Origin of the sequence: Paenibacillus sp. IHB B 3084, assembly GCF_001447315.1 — a bacterium.
In the GTDB taxonomy this organism is placed as follows: domain Bacteria; phylum Bacillota; class Bacilli; order Paenibacillales; family Paenibacillaceae; genus Paenibacillus.
The window spans coordinates 576,389-594,232 of record NZ_CP013203.1; the positions used below are offsets into that span (position 1 = coordinate 576,389).

15 protein-coding genes and 1 tRNA gene are annotated in these 17,844 nt (G+C 44.9%); 5 read left to right on the forward strand and 11 right to left on the reverse strand.

All coding sequences use genetic code 11. The annotated features are described in order from the left end of the window. Positions 1-65: 65 nt before the first annotated feature. Positions 66-1,913: a DUF6531 domain-containing protein gene (locus ASL14_RS02705; RefSeq protein ID WP_134910355.1), complete on the reverse strand. Its 1,848-nt coding sequence runs from the start codon at positions 1,911-1,913 to the stop codon at positions 66-68. A gap of 14 nt (positions 1,914-1,927) precedes the next feature. After that, entirely contained in the window at positions 1,928-5,164 is a 3,237-nt protein-coding gene (locus ASL14_RS02710; protein WP_134910356.1) for a hypothetical protein, read from the reverse strand. A gap of 300 nt (positions 5,165-5,464) precedes the next feature. Between ASL14_RS02710 and ASL14_RS02715 the strand changes: the two genes are divergently transcribed. Next, positions 5,465-6,049: a helix-turn-helix domain-containing protein gene (locus ASL14_RS02715; RefSeq protein WP_013370447.1), complete on the forward strand. Its 585-nt coding sequence runs from the start codon at positions 5,465-5,467 to the stop codon at positions 6,047-6,049. A gap of 173 nt (positions 6,050-6,222) precedes the next feature. Here ASL14_RS02715 and ASL14_RS02720 read toward each other — a convergent pair whose 3' ends face one another. From ASL14_RS02720 to ASL14_RS02735, 4 genes are all read right to left on the reverse strand, one after another. Then, positions 6,223-7,920, reverse strand: a complete 1,698-nt coding sequence (locus ASL14_RS02720; protein ID WP_134910357.1) for a ribulokinase — start codon at positions 7,918-7,920, stop codon at positions 6,223-6,225. Next, the gene (araD, locus tag ASL14_RS02725) at positions 7,917-8,627 is read right to left on the reverse strand and encodes an L-ribulose-5-phosphate 4-epimerase (protein WP_134910358.1); all 711 of its coding nucleotides are present in this window, start codon (positions 8,625-8,627) and stop codon (positions 7,917-7,919) included. Before araD ends, ASL14_RS02720 begins: the two co-directional genes overlap by 4 nt. A 321-nt stretch (positions 8,628-8,948) precedes the next feature. Beyond that, positions 8,949-10,046, reverse strand: a complete 1,098-nt coding sequence (locus ASL14_RS02730) for a GntR family transcriptional regulator (protein ID WP_134910359.1) — start codon at positions 10,044-10,046, stop codon at positions 8,949-8,951. Between the two features lie 199 nt (positions 10,047-10,245). Continuing rightward, on the reverse strand, positions 10,246-11,397 hold the full coding sequence (locus ASL14_RS02735) for a sn-glycerol-1-phosphate dehydrogenase (protein ID WP_134910360.1): 1,152 nt from the start codon (positions 11,395-11,397) through the stop codon (positions 10,246-10,248). A gap of 168 nt (positions 11,398-11,565) precedes the next feature. Here ASL14_RS02735 and ASL14_RS02740 point away from each other — a divergent pair, with 168 nt between their 5' ends. Beyond that, positions 11,566-11,769, forward strand: a complete 204-nt coding sequence (locus ASL14_RS02740; RefSeq protein ID WP_025685103.1) for a hypothetical protein — start codon at positions 11,566-11,568, stop codon at positions 11,767-11,769. Between the two features lie 249 nt (positions 11,770-12,018). Here the strand turns inward: ASL14_RS02740 and fabV are convergent, their stop codons facing one another. Together fabV and ASL14_RS02750 are read right to left on the reverse strand one after the other, a co-directional pair. Beyond that, entirely contained in the window at positions 12,019-13,191 is a 1,173-nt protein-coding gene (gene fabV / locus ASL14_RS02745; RefSeq protein WP_134910361.1) for an enoyl-ACP reductase FabV, read from the reverse strand. 216 nt (positions 13,192-13,407) lie between these two features. Continuing rightward, the gene (locus ASL14_RS02750) at positions 13,408-13,764 is read right to left on the reverse strand and encodes a winged helix-turn-helix transcriptional regulator (protein ID WP_103048052.1); all 357 of its coding nucleotides are present in this window, start codon (positions 13,762-13,764) and stop codon (positions 13,408-13,410) included. A 200-nt stretch (positions 13,765-13,964) separates the two neighbouring features. Here ASL14_RS02750 and ASL14_RS02755 point away from each other — a divergent pair, with 200 nt between their 5' ends. Beyond that, positions 13,965-14,489 carry an NAD(P)H-dependent oxidoreductase gene (locus ASL14_RS02755; protein WP_134910362.1) on the forward strand — a complete coding sequence of 175 codons (525 nt, stop codon included), beginning with the start codon at positions 13,965-13,967 and terminating at the stop codon, positions 14,487-14,489. Between the two features lie 144 nt (positions 14,490-14,633). Here the strand turns inward: ASL14_RS02755 and ASL14_RS02760 are convergent. Then, positions 14,634-14,718, reverse strand: a tRNA-Leu gene (locus ASL14_RS02760). Between the two features lie 380 nt (positions 14,719-15,098). Here ASL14_RS02760 and ASL14_RS02765 point away from each other — a divergent pair. After that, positions 15,099-15,542, forward strand: coding sequence for a GNAT family N-acetyltransferase (locus tag ASL14_RS02765; protein ID WP_134910363.1), 444 nt, complete (start codon positions 15,099-15,101; stop codon positions 15,540-15,542). Between the two features lie 97 nt (positions 15,543-15,639). Here the strand turns inward: ASL14_RS02765 and ASL14_RS02770 are convergent, their stop codons facing one another. Further along, a complete protein-coding gene (locus ASL14_RS02770) occupies positions 15,640-16,146 on the reverse strand; it encodes a GNAT family N-acetyltransferase (protein ID WP_134910364.1) in 507 nt (168 codons plus the stop codon). 77 nt (positions 16,147-16,223) lie between these two features. Beyond that, complete coding sequence (locus tag ASL14_RS02775) at positions 16,224-16,739, reverse strand: hypothetical protein (RefSeq protein ID WP_134914358.1); 516 nt, start codon at positions 16,737-16,739, stop codon at positions 16,224-16,226. Between the two features lie 424 nt (positions 16,740-17,163). Between ASL14_RS02775 and ASL14_RS02780 the strand changes: the two genes are divergently transcribed. Further along, positions 17,164-17,658: a hypothetical protein gene (locus ASL14_RS02780; protein ID WP_134910365.1), complete on the forward strand. Its 495-nt coding sequence runs from the start codon at positions 17,164-17,166 to the stop codon at positions 17,656-17,658. Positions 17,659-17,844 lie beyond the last annotated feature (186 nt).

Sequence of the window (17,844 nt, forward strand, 5' to 3'; positions counted from 1 at the left end):
CTCCGATCCCGTACTTTGGGATATTTTCAAAGGGAGACCATATTCATTATAGTCATAGGAGGTCGTTACAGGCTCGGATGAAGAACCCCCTCCGTATAGGACTCCCGCATTTGCGCAGGTAAATTCCAGTCCATGGCATCCTTATACGTGTAGTCTACATGATACCCGGTGGAATCTCCCTCTTGATCATAGCGGCTTAGAACAAGTTTGTCCGGTGCATGGTCTCCTCTAAAGGTTTTGCCAAAACGGAAGGTTTCCGCTGTACGTGTTCCTGTAGCCGTCACCGTCCATTCAGCGTTGTTGCCATAGCTGGCCAGATCTTCTCCCAAATAGGTGAAATCTATTTTATTCAAAAAACGATTGCCTGCCGTCGTACTGTACACATCTGCGCGTGAAACCACCTTGAACACGCCTTGTGTACCGTATACGCCTATTTGCTTGTTATAGGCTTCATAACGAATGTCTGTCATGGACGAAGTCGGTCGTACAATTCGTGTGAGCAGCGCGGTTGCATTTGGCTGTAAGGCTCCCGTTTTCCCTTCACCATCTGCTACCAGATTAAACGGAGCATCCATGAAGGTATACGTATAGCTTGCGCTTCGAGAAAGAGAATCCAGCACTTCCGTTAGCACCTTGCTGCTTCCCTCGTCACTTTGACGATAGGTGTACTGATGGTCTGCGCCCTGCTCTTTGACGACAAGCTGTCCGGCATTGTAAGTGAAGTCAAGCTCTCTGCCATCATTATTTCGAATCGAACGAATGAGCTTAGCTCCACCAGAACTTGTATAGTCAAACTCCACCCGATTTTTATACGCATCCTGGATTAAAATCAAATAACCATCTTGATCCAGATAATAGTCATTTCCATTCAGCTCTGCTATTTTGTATGCACTGCTTACTCCCTGCACGCTTGCGCTTTGATCTGTACTGATCTTGAGATCTTTGTATGCATATCCTTCAAGCTGCAAATCATCTCTCAGTTCATAGGAGCCCGTTCCCGGCATGTACAGATACTGTTTACCATCCTGTTTTTGTATGTGGGGAAGATCCCATTTCCAGCCTCTACCCAGACCAGAAGCTGCTTCCTCCTCGCGGATGGCACTTGTGTTTGTGTACACCCCTTCATTTTGCTGCACACCAATCTGGTTATTCGCCAATGAACTGTTATACACACGAGTCAGTGCAAAGGGCAACGATCCTGGCAGCACCAAGTCCGTATTTTGCACGACAAGCTGTCCTGAAGCGGTGGACACACTGTTGTCACCGTAATCCAGCCCATAACGCGAAGTATCATCACTTAGCCTGCTTTGTGCAAGCGCCGCCTGATCAAAAGGAGCATACACATCTGTTGTAGCAGATACCTGTAACAAACTTTGTTTAAGTAAATCCTGCCCGATCAGACCGTTTTCTCCTAGAATCGGCGCATATACGGAATCATTTACACGGGGTATGGATGGTATACCTACCTCAGTCGTCTCAGGGACCAGCGATGGTTCCTCACCCTTATCCAGCGGTTTGGGATTCACCACTTCATCCTGAACGGGCTTTTCACCTGCCTTTACAGCCGACTCCTTGGACGGTTCCATCTTCGCTTTTGTGCTCAATTCAAGCCCATTTTGCTGTACCCACAAGGCAGGACTTTGTTCAGGTAATGAGTTTTCCCCACCATCTTTTTGCCAAGCTTTATAAATATCATATAAAGTATAGCCTTTGGATAACTGTGCATTGACCCAAGCCTGATCCTTACCTGTTTGCTGTGCAAGCCATGCTCTGGTAATAATCTGTGGAGTGGAAGACGAAGAAGATTGAGAAGCCGCTGCCTCTCCTTTCCCTTCCTCTCCATATGCCCATGTACTCCATGGACCAAGCAACATTGCCACACATAATAGACTACAAATATAACGTTTAAACACATGCTCACCCCTATTTAATTTGTAAAAGGAAATACCTTTTTCAGCCGCATACTGACGTTTCCGTTTAAATCATAATGCAGTTCGATTTGATCTCCGGTGGAAAAAATAACTTTATTCAGTCGGTTCCCTTTGCCGTATTCATATGAAGTATCCTTGCCAAGCGCCATATGTGCTGCTTTAATTACGGTTTGTAATGCGCCACTATTAGTTTCTGTCAGCTTCACATAAACGGTTTGTCCTGCCTTCATCTCATACTCTAAAACAGTGAAATTCCAACCATATATTTGCGCTTGCTCTGTTGAGGAGACAAGCTGATTCGAAAAATCAGGGTCGGTAAACAAGGTTACAATAGGCTGCTGCGCAGCTTCGTTGGATTTTTCCTTCACCGCAAAACGGTACATTCCGTCTTCTTTGGGCGTAAATCGATATTTCCCTTGCTGACCTGCCGTAAAGTCAGCTTCCTTTTCTATGAGTTCAATTAGCTCGTCCAGCTTGCTGTCATCGTTATTTTTCATAGCAAACAAACGATAAGGCGCTCCAAAGTTAACAGCAGGAGTAGCTGCTGCTACGGCAAGATGAATGTTTGCTTTACCTGGCACTTGCTGTAGATTATCTGTCGCCTCTTTATGTTCACGAATCACTTTTCCAGCCTGATCCGTAACGGTATACTGATACGTTCCACCAGCCGTCTTTGCATTCGTCAAGACAGGGGCTGCCTCGCTTCCGCGATTGATCCATACTTCCTGCTTTCCGCCGGACAAAGACGTTTTTAATAACGCCGGTTCTGTACCCGCTTCAGCCTTGATCTCATTTCCATAATTAAAAGTTACAGCCTGTGGTGAAGTCACAGTCACGACTAGCGTTTTTCCAGCCCCAAGTAAGATCATAGGCAACGAAACACTCATGCCTGCGTCATCCACCTTGGAATGAACACCGGTACCTTCTCCATATATGGCATAGTCATAGAGACGATTTTCACTTGCAGCATTGGAGGTCAGCGTAGAAGTCTCTGTACCTGTATTCACGAATACGTAGCTCTCTCCTTGATTAACGGTTACCTGACCTGCCGGAGCTTGGGCATCATCCACGTCGAATATTCCTAATGGACCGCCAAACGTAACCGGTATATCCGATACAGAAGTAATCACCACGTAGCCACCAGCCTGTACTAGAGGCAATTGCGTTGTATCATTCACTTGAGTGAAAGTTCCGTCTGCACGGTAATTGGTATAGCTCCACTTCATACCGTTGGCAGAAATGACATCCAGGGCTTTGTCTATAGAACTTACATTAATAAATCTCCGACTTTCTCCACGTTTTAGCGTAATTCGATGGAATGCCGCCTGCCCGCTGAGCAAAGCCTCTACTTTACTGCTATAACTAAAGGTGATTGGCCGATCTGATACATTGGTGACAATTGCTTCACCGCCCGCGACAATCTCCGGGTCTACTATATTGTTGAAATGATCTGATGTAAGTAAACGAAGTCCTCGGTAGCTTGCAGAATCAAAGCGTGCATTCCCGCTACTTTTGTCACGCCGCAATGAGTTCGATTGGCTATCATGATTCCGGAAAACATACGAATCCCCCGGTTCCAACGTCGTTTGGCCGATACCATTGTCATCTTCGCTGGCCTTAAAGCTCCGATAGATACCACCAAAGGTGACCGGCGTGTCACTGGTTACCGTCACGCTGGCCTTTTTACCTGCACCAACCAGAAAGGTTGAGTTTCCAGTACTGCGTCTGGATTCCTCCATGCCGTTCGCTTTATACAGGACCACATCAAATTTGCCCTTAACGGTTGGAGCGGTGCTGTGCAGATTCCTTAAATGATCACTGATATTCGTATAAGCATAACTTTCACCCTTCGATAAGGTTACGCGTAAAAAGGCAGGATCTTTGCTCGTTTCCCAGGAAAAATCGTCCGTATAATCAAATGTAATCGGTCCTGGGCCCATCACAGTCACAATGGCATAGCCTGAAGCTGGAATCATAGGACCAGCCTGGCTGTTAAAACCGTAGGAGTTTACCGTTCCATCTGGCTTGTAAATAGCATAATCGAACAAATTTCCTGCCTTTCTTGAGTTGTTGTAGATCGGGTTCATCAGCGTGCCGTTATTATGGAAAATGTAGCTCTTGCCTGCCTCAAACTCGACACGGCTGATCGCATCCCCGCCCACAGGACGGGCGATAAAGTTACGGTAAGGTGCGCCGTATGTAACCGGGTTGGCCGTAACCTGGGTAATAACCGCGTATTTGTCTACACCGACCTGCGGCTTGGCTGAAGTGCCAGTGCCACGCGAGGATTCCGTTCCATTGGACAGATACACAACATAGTCCAATTTATCCTTGGGTGTACCATCACTTTCAATTGAGTCTAATCTGGTTCCAACATTAATAAACTGGTAGCTTTCTCCTTGGTTCAAGGAAACCCGTGCGTAAGCAGGTTCTCCGGTACTTTCTGTACTGTATTTTCCGTATGGTAAACCAAAGGTCACTGCATTTGAAGTGCCGCCTGTAACGATCAGTTCCTCTCCTTCAGCCAAAGAGGGATGAGCAATGCTGTTAAGACCAGATGCGGCTAAAGTTCCATCTGCCTTGTATTTGGCAAAATCAAAACGGCGATTGTCCTTACTTGAACCATCATGCTGAATCGAACGGGCAGTCCATCCGTCATTTACGATCCGGTAGCTCTCATTCTTAGAGACCGTAACACGCTCCAATGCCGGGCTCTCCGATGTGCTGTAGGTGAAGACATCCGTTATCTTTACGGTTAATGTTGTTGTCCCTGCATTCGTAATAAATGCTGTACCTCCCCCGGGAACACCAATGGGGCTTATGCCGTAATCCATATGGACAGTGCTGATATCTCCGTCCTCTTTGTAACTCACACTATCATACAGAATGCCTTTGGATTCGGACGCGTTACTGTATATGGATTTACTAATCGTATCTGTATTCTCAAATTCATACGTTTCCCCGGGATTAATAGGGATCGACGTATATTCCACTGTTGCAGCCAAGCTCATCATTAATGCGTTATAGACGCTGTTTGTCACAGAAGCAGACGGGGTGAAAGAAACGTTTCCATCAGAAAGCTCAAGTTCCTCCTGTGCCGTATCCGCTTGATTTTGTTCTACTCCGTCCTTCGTGTCTTGTTCCTCCGCTCCTGCCACACTAGGCAAGCACAGCAAAGTGTTTGCTGCCAAAAGTGCCGTCAGAAACCATACCATTATCTTTTTACAAAACATCTGACTGGATAACCTCCTCTTGTCATTCAGGAAATAGTTGGGTACACTTGGAGTCCCCTATCCATTTCTCTCTCTTATAAACCTTACAATCATAAAAAAAGAACATCTTTCCTCCATTCCCATAATAAATACAACAATTTAATATATCGGCCCCTTAAGCAGCCCTTTTCATAGGTCAAATGGACCTTATTTTCCATAAACCGGTTAAGCCCATGGGATTAAAAGAAAATCAGGAGGGGAGTCACTTGCAAAGCCCCCTTCGGGTATAGTAGTATGTGGTTAAAAAAAATCGGAGGATATATGCCTAAACAACAAGATAAACATTCCATTCAGGCGTGGTCTCTGATCAATCGCAAATATTTGGGAAAAGGTGTGCGCGTCAAACGTTTTCGCAAGCCGACACGCTGTCAAGTACGCAATCGTGTTCTGCTAGCCGTTTTGATGGCTAATGACATTAAACTGTCTCAGCTTGCCGAGGAGCTTTCCATTTCCTCCCGTAGCGTCAGTGCGTGGGTATATGAAGGCCGTATTCCCGGCAACACTAATCTGGAAAAAACGTGTAACACACTTGGTTATCCGCACCATATTCTATTTAACGAAGAGGTTGTCCGGCGTTCACCGCTCATCTGTCAGCCATCACCGTCCCGTTTTATGAAACGGACTGTGACTCGTTCTCCGGTCAAAAACCGGATTTTGGCGGGTCTATGTATGGTCCATGATATTTCGGTGACCGATGTCAGTCATTGGATTGGCGTTCATCCCGGCACATTCCGAAAATGGTTGCATCAGGGTACCGTTCCTTCTCAAACTTTCCAGGATCAGGCGGAACAGTTTTTCCGCATTCCAAAATCCATTTTGTTTGCTGATGCCATGCTGAAAAAGTGAGAATGCCCGTTAAAACTAAACGATTGTACTTTACCTGAAAGTCTATGAAAGGAACGCATTACCATCTTTCATTTCACAAGACTTTCGCTTGTTGCAAATCACGGAATATAAGAACAAAAGAAAGCACAGTCTGCCGTTTTCCGGCGTACTGTGCTTTTTTAGATACTTACCTTTTAAGAATGAGTGCTTGCCGCTTCTGTAGAACGTCCGGCTTCTTCCTTAATCGCCTTCAGCTTCTTCATCACCGGATTGCCTCCACGTCCAAAGTAGTCGTGAAGACGGCTGTATTCCTCGTACAGCTTATCATAGACGGCCGCGTTCTCCGGGATCGGTTTGAAGCTCTCGTCCCGTACACGAGCCATATGGCGCGCTGCTTCGACGATATCGTCATACCCTCCGGCCTCTGCTCCCGCAGCCACTGCCGCGAACATCGCTGCGCCCAGGGCAGGGGTTTGAGTAGAAGCCGCCACTTTGATCTCCCGTCCGGTTACATCGGCATAAATTTGCATCAAGAGACGGTTTTTCTGCGGCAATCCACCGCATGCGTACAATACATCTACCGGCACGCCGTTGTGATGGAACGCATCGACGATTTTACGTGTACCGAACGCTGTGGCTTCCAGCAATGTACGATACACTTCCTCCGGCTTCGTCAGCAGCGTATAGCCGACAATAAGACCCGTCAGGTTCGTATCCACCAGCACAGAACGATTACCGTTCCACCAATCCAGCGCAAGCAATCCGGTTTCGCCCGGTTTGTACGCTGCCGCATTGCGCTCCAGCCACACATGGACGTTCACGCCTTCTGCCGCAGCCTGCTCCTTCACCTCACCGGGAACAGCATGCTCAACGAACCATGCGAAAATATCTCCTACCGCCGACTGACCAGCCTCATAGCCGTAATAGCCCGGGATAATTCCGTTTTCTACAACACCGCACATGCCTTCGACTTCTTTTTCTTCCTCACCGAGCAGCATATGACAAATAGAAGTTCCCATCGCCATGACCAGCTTGCCTGGTGTGACGACACCTACCGCCGGAACAGCCGCATGTGCATCCACGTTACCTACTGCTACCGCAGTTCCCGGATTCAACCCGAGCTTTGCAGCCATGTCCTCTGTTAATCCACCTGCACGGCTACCCAAGTCATAAACTTCACCACGCAGCTTCGTATCTGTCAGATTTTCCAGACGAGGATCGAGCGCTTTGAAAAACTCACGGTCCGGATAACCGTCACGATGATGGTAAATGGACTTGTAACCCGCTGTACATTGATTACGTTTCAGTTCTCCACTAAGCTGGGAAATGACCCAGTCGGTCGCTTCTACAAAGCGATCTGTCTGATCATAAATATCCGGCGCCTCGTTCAGAATTTGCCAAATTTTTGCGATCATCCATTCGGATGAAATTTTACCACCATAACGGGGCTGAAATGCCTCTCCGCGCTGTGATGCAATTTCGTTCAGACGATCCGCTTCATCCTGCGCTGCATGGTGCTTCCACAGTTTTACCCAGCTATGCGGGTTATCCTTCAGGTTCTCGTCAAAGCACAATGGTTGTCCTTGCGCGTCGATCGGCAGCATCGTACATGCCGTAAAATCAATTCCGATCCCGATGATGTCGTCTGGAGAAATTCCCGTCTCCTTCATGACAGCAGGTACAGAAGTCGTCAGTACTTCAATATAGTCAGCCGGATGCTCCAGCGCCCAGTCCATTTCCAGCTTGCGCCCGCTGCCAGGCAGCACTTCATCAATAACCCCATGGCGATAAGGTGTTACGTGTGTAGCAATTTCAGCTCCGTTAGAGAGGTCAACAATGACCGCGCGCCCGGACTCTGTTCCATAATCGACACCAATGGTATACTTGCTCATTTGTGTGTCTCCTCCTTTTTCGTTTGACCGTAGTAAGCGTTCGCTCCATGCTTGCGCAGAAAATGCTTATCCAAAAGCGCCTGATCCATAGAGGTTAATTCCGGGTTCAACGCGAAGGAACGGTACGCCATCTTGGCTACTTCCTCCAGCACCACCGCATTATGAACAGCATCATCAGCATTTTTTCCCCAAGCGAACGGTGCATGCTGATTAACGAGTACACCTGGAATGTCCGCCGGACTAATATCCTGAAACGTCTCAATGATCACATGTCCCGTCTCCAGCTCATACTCTCCGGCAATTTCCTCTGAAGTCATCGCGCGAGTACATGGAATCGTTCCATAAAAATAATCACCCTGTGTTGTCCCTAATGCCGGAATCGCGCGTCCTGCCTGCGCCCAGCTTGTGGCCCAAGAGGAATGCGTGTGTACAATACCGCCGATTTGTGGAAAAGCACGGTACAGCGCCAGATGTGTAGGTGTATCCGATGAAGGACGAAGCTCCCCCTCAACAATATCGCCTTGCAAATTGAGTACGACCAATTGCTCTGCTTTCAGCTCCTCGTAGGCCACACCACTTGGCTTAATTACAACCAGCCCCTGCTCACGGTCGATACCGCTTACATTTCCCCATGTAAAAGTAACCAGACCATGCTTGGGAAGAGCCAAATTAGCCTCCCATACTTCCTGTTTCAATTGTTCTAACATGTATAAAACACTCCTTTTACTATCATTTCTGAAATCTGCAATGGAAGTGCTAATGACCTCATATCCTTGGTTCCGCTTTCATTATACACTTGTACGTACAACTTATCCAGTGTTTTTTTATACGTTTTTTCACTGTGTAACTGTTTATATTTTCAAAAAAAACATAGCAAAAACAGCCTGTTTTCTGCAATCCAGAAAACAGGCTGTCTTGTACGGCGAGTGAGCACGCCAATATGCTATTAGGTGTTAGAACTACATTTTTTCCAACTTGTCCTTACATGTGTCCAGATAAAAACTCGCCCATACTTATACTTAAGGCTCCTATATATCACTGGCAACAGGCCCCGTAGATTCACGGATAATCAGCTCAGGCGGAATAATCCACTGACGATCCTCTTCGCGAAAGCCCTTTTCTTCGATCATCGACAGTATCGTATCAGCAGCACGAAGTCCCAGCTCCTCCTTCGGATGCCGGATTGTAGTTAGCTTGATTTCCGTTGCCGTTGCCAAAAAAGAGTCATCAAACCCGACCAGCGACAAATCATCCGGAATGCTCAGACCCGCCGAACGCACAATATCCAACAAACGCACTGCCAGCTCATCATTATATGTTACCCATCCGGTAGGACGCTCTCCCGGCTCCATACTCAGCAGCACAGACGCACGCTGTAACGGAACCTCATTTTTTTCTTCCGTCCGGTAGGTGGTCACTGCATTCGGATGCAGCGTAACCCCATATTTGCGGTGGGCGGCTACAAATCCCTTCATACGTAGAATTCCCTGCATATCATCTGTTTTGAAAAACCCGGCTAACCGCCGATGTCCCAACTTAATCAGATGCTCAGCCGCTAAAAATCCACCCTTCTCATCATCTACACGCAGACATGGCGCATCCATTTCCTCATACCGCGCATTGATCATTAAATAAGGAATTTGGCGATTTTCCAAGGTCAGGTAATAATTCAGATTGGGATTGCGTTCCCCACTTTTCGTCGGCTCAATAATAATCCCGCTCAAGGGCTGACTTAACAGCATTTCCAAACACTGCCGTTCCTGCTCGGGGTCATTGCCTGTACTTGAGAGCAGCAGCTTATAGCCCTGACGACTTAATTTGGTTTCAATTCCCTGCACAATCGAGGGGAAAATATAATCGGATATATAGGTCGTAACGACCCCGATGGTCCGTGGGTCCTCGGGCTGCTTGCTGTCCCGTGTGGCAACAAAGGTTCCCTTGCCCTGCATGCGAAAAAGCCAACCTTCCTGTACCAGCTCGCCTAACGCCTGACGCACGGTTTGCCGACTAACCGCAAATTGCTCAGACATTTCATGTTCAGATGGAAGCTGGCTTTGAGGTTCCAGCCTGGATGAATGAATCCATGATAAAATTTCCTGTTTAACTTGTATATATTTGGGCGCCATAATTTCCTCCGTCACTTGCAATATCGTGTACCCTTTTGTATTTCACGATTATAGCATATCGTTCATTTGTACATACAAATGTCACAGGAGCAGGATATCGTTGTATAGCTACCGGAGGCGTAAACCCATTCGCTAATCCCTTCCATGTTACAAGTGCTTGGCTAATCCCGTCTAAATACCGCTTGTGCAGATGTACATATTATGAACGAAGCAATTGATGATCGTTCATATACTTGAGCCCTGTATAGCGATTACGCAGGGTATGAGCTGTGCGGAGTGCGCGTGCAAGCTGTTCCTCGGTTACGCCCAGCTCGGCAATCGTGGACGGGCCTCCTACCTGAGCCAGCCATGCACGCATCTGCTCCGACGTTGGCAAGGTTCGGTATACCTTAAAAGCATCCACATCTTGGCTAGCAGCCAGATCCCTGTACAAGTCCGCCAGTAAAGCAGAAGCTACGCCCACTTTGGCACCGTGCAAAATTTGCTTGCGTCCCTCTGCAATAAAATCCATTTCAATTCGGTGGGAAATGTGGTGCTCTCCACCCGATGCCGGACGGGAATGATCAATCATCAGCATGGAAATTCCGGATGCGATCAGCGCGTTCATCAGCACTTCGACACCTGCCTGACAACCCGCTGCAATCTCATCAATATGCTCTACACAGGCTTGCAGCGCTTCCTCCGTGATTCGATTAGCCAGGGGCGAATAGGGTTCGTCTCCCAAATCCCTGGACACATGCCAATCGGCTAATGAGGTGAATTTGCCGAGCATATCGCCAAAGCCTGCCGCTGTCATCGCTTGTGGCGCACTCGCCAGTACGGACAGATCAGCAAAGATCGCTTCCGGCGGAACAGCCTGAAATGTCTGCTTACTGCCGCCCACAATCAACGGCGCGCCTGCCGATGTAAATCCATCCACAGAAGCGGCCGTCGGCACCGACAGGAACGGGCGATTCATTTTATAGCATGCGAAGCGAACCAGATCATGAATAGTGCCAGAGCCTACGGCCAGTACAGCCTGACTCTCATCTGTCACGCCCAACAACACTTTCACGATATAACTCTCATCTGCAATCACATCCCCCACAGCATTGGGAGGCAACCGAACCACATCGACCACCAAACCCGCGTCACGTATGAGTTGTGCCACCTTTTCCCCTGCCGCCGCAGAAGTATGTTCATCCTCTACCAGCGTCACATGACGGTAATTCCGTTGCTTCAGATAGGGGACGACAGCTTTAAGCGCCCCATCGCGCACCTCAATAAACAATTCGACCTTTCGGTAAGGATGATCGGCGTTGTTTGCCTGTGCCTCTTCGTTCCACTGCTTGATCTGCTCATTCATATTCATTTCATCTACCTCCTGAAAAGGAATAATTTGCACAAAAATGATCCATAATGATAACAAGATTGCCTTTGAAAACGATTTCTATTTAATTGTACGCACAAGTTCCTGTCCAAGTCCAGATAAAAAGTACAAGTTGCTTTTCAAATCCTGATTCCGAAAGGAAAAATACTTATGAAATTCAGAACAGACATCGCTTGCGCACTCGGTTTACTGGCAGGCACAACCTTTGGCAGTGGTATTGCTTTTTTATTCGGCTGGCAAGCCTATCAGGCTTTGACCTCCGTATCTGTCTTCGGCGTTGCCGGGATCATGATTACCATCGCTGTTTTTCGTCTGCTTCATTACAAATCGGTATCTACGTCAGATCCCCAATAGTTTCAACTGCTGAAACAAGAACACTATATAAGCGGAACTTAAAAGTTACCTTAGTGTCACTTCGCAGACGGATGGTGCTTCGCTTATACAGCACCATTCCGCCTACTTCGTTTTCCATGTACCTTTTTTTAGTTCAGCTTATATACATTTGCCAAACATATAAAAAAACGGGCACCACAAGCCATTTATTTCGCTTGTAAGTGCCCGTTTTTATTATGTTTGCTGTACAATTCGCGATTAGCCACGATGCTACTGAATATCTGGATTTACGTCCAAATCATAATCAATTTCATCAAACCCGAATCCAAATAATTGAAGGAAGTCCAGACGATATTGTTCGAGGTCGCCCCGTTCAGACACGTTTTCTGTAGTAATCCCGGACCAAGCCTCTTGGACAGCCTGCTGGACATCCGCCCTCATTTCCCAATTGTCCAGACGAATGCGTCCTTCCTCATCGGTTTCCACTGTGGCTTCACTATATAACTTCCCGAACAGACGCTGCGCTTGCTCGATACAGCCCTCATGCAAACCCTTTTCTTTCATAACCTTAAACAGCAAAGAAATATACAGAGGTACAACTGGAATAGCCGAGCTGGACTGTGTAACCAAAGCTTTATTTACAGAAACGTAAGCTTTACCATGATAACGCTCCAGTTGCTTCGTTAAGGTATGGGCTGTGGCTTCCAAATCATTTTTGGCTTGGCCAATGGTTCCTTTACGGTAAATAGCCTCCGTGATCTCTGGGCCAATATATGAGTAAGCCAGTGTGGTTACCCCTTCAGCCAGCAGATCCGCTTCTTCCAGCGCTTTTAGCCACAAGGACCAATCTTCGCCCCCCATTACCGTTACCGTATTTTCGATTTCCTCCTCCGTTGCCGGTTCCAGCGTAATCTCTGATACGACACCTGTATTGGTATTCACCGTTTTATTAGAAAAAGGCTGCCCGATGGGCTTGAGAACGGAGTTGAAGGTTTCACCCGTATCGGGATGCGTCCGTCGTGGTGAGGCGACACTATACACAATCAGATCTACCTTGCCCAGCTTTTCCTTAACCAGTTTCAACGTCTCCTGCTTGATTTCATGGGAAAAAGCGTCTCCATTAATGCTTTCTGCTATGTAGCCAGCCGCTCTGGCCGCTCTTTCAAAGGCTACAGTGTTATACCAGCCTGCTGAAGCCGTGCGCCCCTCTGAAGCGGGACGTTCATAGGATACACCTATGGTATCCGCCCCCATACCGAAGCTCGCAGCAATACGGGAAGCAAGCCCATATCCAGTAGATGCTCCGATTACAAGTACCTTTTTAGCTCCTTGTATTGACGTGCTGTCTTTAATGTAGTCGATCTGACGATTCACATGAGCCGCACATCCTCCCGGGTGTGCAGTAGTACAGATAAAGCCACGGATTTTCGGTTTAATAATCATTGCAAGGGTCCCCCTACTTAGACATTGATTTAATATAGATGGAATGGTCCAGTCATAACTATATAGTAAACTAGCTTGCGGCTCAACACAAAGCATAGTACTTGAAGGTAACTGAGGAATATGCTGCTACAACAGATATCCCGAAACTGCCAACTCTACGAAAAAAAGAAAACCGCCGTAAACATCACAGTCTACAACGCTCTTTTAATCAACTATTCATTTTGAATCATTTTCTAACAGCATCACATCTTCTCCTTGCTGTTGTCTTATTTTGATATTAGCTCTACCCCAAGAACACATTAAGTCAATAATTTCATTTGCTGTAATTCCATATTCCGTTATATAATACTCCACTTTTGGAGGCATTTGATTATACACATGCCTGCCTATGATACCATCCTTTTCAAGTTCACGAAGTTGCTGTATAAGAACCTTTTGAGAAATGCCTGGAATACTACGCTGTAATTCACTTGTCCTTTTTCTACCAGACATTAATAAACATATGATTAATGATTTCCATTTACCTCCGATGATCTCAAGTGTTGCTTCTATGCCTAAATTATATTGTTTCATAGTACCACCTCTTCAACGCTAAAAATAACAAAGTTTATCTAATTATTTTTATAATCGCATATCTTCACTCTAAGTCCAATGCACACTTTCAAGTAACTATATTACTTTATTGTGTGTATTTACTTTTTTTGAAGCGTACAGAATAATAATATAAGTATCTACAAAAAGCAAAATATGTTACGCAAGAAAGGTGATTTATTATGAAAACTCTTGTTATTTTAGCTCATCCGAATATTGAAGATTCTAGAGTAAATAAAAGATGGAAACAAGAATTACTTCAATATACCCATGAAATTACAATTCACGAGATTTATAAAGAGTATCCAAACTGGAGCATTGATGTCTTGAAAGAGCAAAAGTTACTTGAAGCATACAACAATGTAATATTTCAATTCCCTTTATATTGGTATAGTTACCCGCCTTTATTAAAAAAATGGATGGATGATGTCTTTACTCATGGATGGGCTTATGGTTCAAAAGGTAATAAGCTAAAAGGAAAGAAGCTAGGGATAGCAGTGTCCATTGGCGATAAAAAAGAAAATTATTTACCTACTGGTTCCGTTACGTTTACTGTAGATGAAGTTATAACACCTTTTAAAGCCAGCGCAGTACATGTTGGTGCAATATCATTACCCTATTTTGCTGTCTTTGGAGCCTCATTTCAAGCGAGCGATGAAGAAATTGATCAGAGTGCAAAAGACTATATTAAATATATATTCCAGTAAATAGAATGATTATTTATTTCTGATAACATGGCCATAAATGCCGTTCACCAGGAGATGAGCAACACACGGAGCTTCTTGACCATATGAAAACAGGCTCTTGGTGGCATCCAGCCAATCCAAGAACCTGTAATTGTTAGGGTAAGATGCGGTCGAGAGGACTCGAACCTCCACGGGGGGTTAGCCCACACGGACCTGAACCGTGCGCGTCTGCCAATTCCGCCACGACCGCATATTATGTATTCATACAATGTTTTTCAATCATCGTAATTAAGATTATATCTCCCATGAACCATAAAATCAAGTTATTTTTATATAATATTCTCTATAAATTTTTCCTGAAAACATACGAAAATAACTGGATGTCAAACACCATATATGGTAAGATGAACGCATCAGGAAAGGAGGTGCGTCAACATTAGTAATCAGATGTTGAACGTATCCCTTACCCGGTCCGCCATTCTCTAATTCTCAGAGATGACGGAGGCGCGGGATACGGATCAAAGCTTTAAATAAGCGCCACGGGTAAAAAGGCCGTCTACGGACGGTCTTTTTTATGTTAAACATCATACTATCGTAACCCAATTACATACTGGGAAAAGAGGTCACTCTATGTCTATTCGACCAGGGAAAGTGAAAGAGTTTAAAGAATTAACCTCTATATGGCTGGAAGCTTCCGTTGAGGCCCATCATTTTATTGATCCACAATATTGGACATCACAGGTTGGACAAATGGAGGACAAATACCTTCCTCTAGCTCAAAACTACGTTATTATACAGGACGATCACACTATTGGTGGCTTCGTTTCCATGATAGATGGATATTTGACGGCCTTATTTATACGAGTAGGTTCCCAACGAAAAGGCTATGGCAAGTTACTACTAGAATGGGTTAAGAAGCAACATGATCAGATCCGATTGAAAGTGTACCAGTCCAACACGAAGGCATTTAACTTTTATACCAAAAATAGCTTTATCATTCAAGAGGAATCCGTTGATCCAGAAACGCGTGAAAAGGAATTTGTAATGGTTTGGACAAGACACAGCCATCATTAAGTTACGCTGTCTCAATGAAACAAGGCTCTGCTCCCGTATGAATACGGCAAAAACAGAGCCTTTTACATTTTTATATACACTAATTAAATATGTTCTCTCATTTCAGCCCGTAAACCTCGGTATATAAAATTTGTCTAAATGGAGCAAAATCCTGCTCTGTCAGCGCACACGGATAACTCATAATTTGAAGCCTCAGATCGGACTGCCCTTCCCTCAAAGGAGGCTGTACATACTCAAAATCGTTGAGATGGAATCCCAAGCGTTCGTAAAAACCAATTCTTCTCTGAGTCCATTCATCCTCAGGTGGCTCAACCTCCAGCACTACCGGTTTATCGGACTGTGTAATAAATCTGCTCATGAGCTTTTTACCTAACCCGCCACCACGTATAGCCTGATCTACCGCAATATGCTCTACAAACCGAAAATGTGTAAATTCCCAGCCCGCCAGAAAAGCGATCGTATGCCCTTGCTCATTCTTTTCAGTGATTAAGTGATAGCTAGGATGAGTAAGCAGTGCCTTTTGCGACGCAAAGATTCTACATTCCGTTTCAGGAAAAGAGGCTTCCATAATCGCATACACTTGTGAAAATTCAAGTTCATTCATTTTATATTCCCTGCTCCTTTAATTCTAACTTCCCTTTCCAGTTCAATTCAATCTGACCAAATCGTTGAAATCAATTTTCATACCTTGTGTAATTCCGTAAGCGTCAGCAAAATATGCTCCAATAGCTCCGGGATATCCTCCATCTGATCTTCATTAATTTGTCTGGAAAATTGAAGTTCAATCTTATTTTGGTATGTAGCTGCCTTCTCCCCGTGAACAAAGCTGAGCGTTTGGACCGGCCTAAGATCCGGCTTCCAAATCTGCATCAATATATCTTCAATCTGGCTGCATTGTGTTTCAACCTTACTAACCTCCATATAGAATCTGAGCAGCAGCACACATCCGGGGGTATGATCCTCAATCTCCAAAATTTCCGCAGCCAAGTTGTTTAAATCTGCCTTTAAGCGAATTTCTGCTGTCACACCGGGTCGTTTCGTCAGCCTGAACTGTATAGCGAATTCACGCGACATCACGGACATTTCCAATCGGTCGATCCGTTGCGTGATTTCAATACGTGAATCCAGATTATCCAGATCATATACTGCATTTTCCATAGCTACTTTTAAATTATCAAAAACCGTCGGGTCGAACATATTCATTTCACCTCTGCCTGTCATTCCATATGATTCATCCATTTAACATTTCAATAGGTTTCCAATCCAATGAGTATATCATAAATGTTGGCAGCCAAGAAACTTACCTGTTTTCCAGAAAAAAAGCTACTTCAACAATAAGCTCTCTACCCATACTTAAAATTATTTATTCCGATTATGTATTCTGTTTTGAGCTGTTAGTACATACTTCATGTCCTTTTCTACAGAACTTCCTTAGATTCTACTCCTGAGAGATGAAAGAAATACACCTTTGTAACAAAATATTCTATTTTATTCATTTTATTGATATATATTCCTTTTTATTGTTCCAATTTACTGGTAAATAGTATACAATAAAATCGACTTAATTACTAATATATTCATATAAATGAATATAAGTCCCAAAAAGAGAGGAAGTCTATTCATGAGAAAAACGTTGTTAGCTTCATTAGGTCTTACACTAATGCTGAGTACTACTGCCAGTGTCGCTTTAGCCGAAGAAGCAAATCCTGTACCAAACAAGCAACTAAATACTGCCTCTACCCTTACTGGAAATGAACAGGAACCAAATGACAGTTTTGAAGAAGCTAACTACCAGCTAATAGGAGATTCTGTTATTGGAACCTTAGGAGAAAGCATAAACGGAACCTGGGAAGGCTACGATGTTTTTAAATTCAAGTCTTTTGAAGCAGGTACAGTTGAATTTGTAATTGAGGGTGATAAGTATTCCGATGGGTGGTTGGAACTAACTCTTTACGATAGCACTGGAAAAAGAATTAAACGTTCAAGAGACGGTCAATACTTTTTAACAAAAGCGCTTGATGGCGATCAGGAATACTACCTAGCTGTTGATTCACCGGGCCTTCAACTAGGAGGACATGTATTCTGGTATAAACTTTCTTCTAGAATTGTAGATTAAATAAAAACCGACTGATCAACCTTACTTCATGCCTACTGTCGTACTAGTATAAACATACAAAAGGCAAGTATAAAAATCAAAAAAATCTCTAACTACGCCAAAAAGCCTCGCCCCCATCTCAAGGGGCGAGGCTTTTGTAGTTCAGTCATTCCAATCGATACACTCAGTTATTTCACACTATCCATA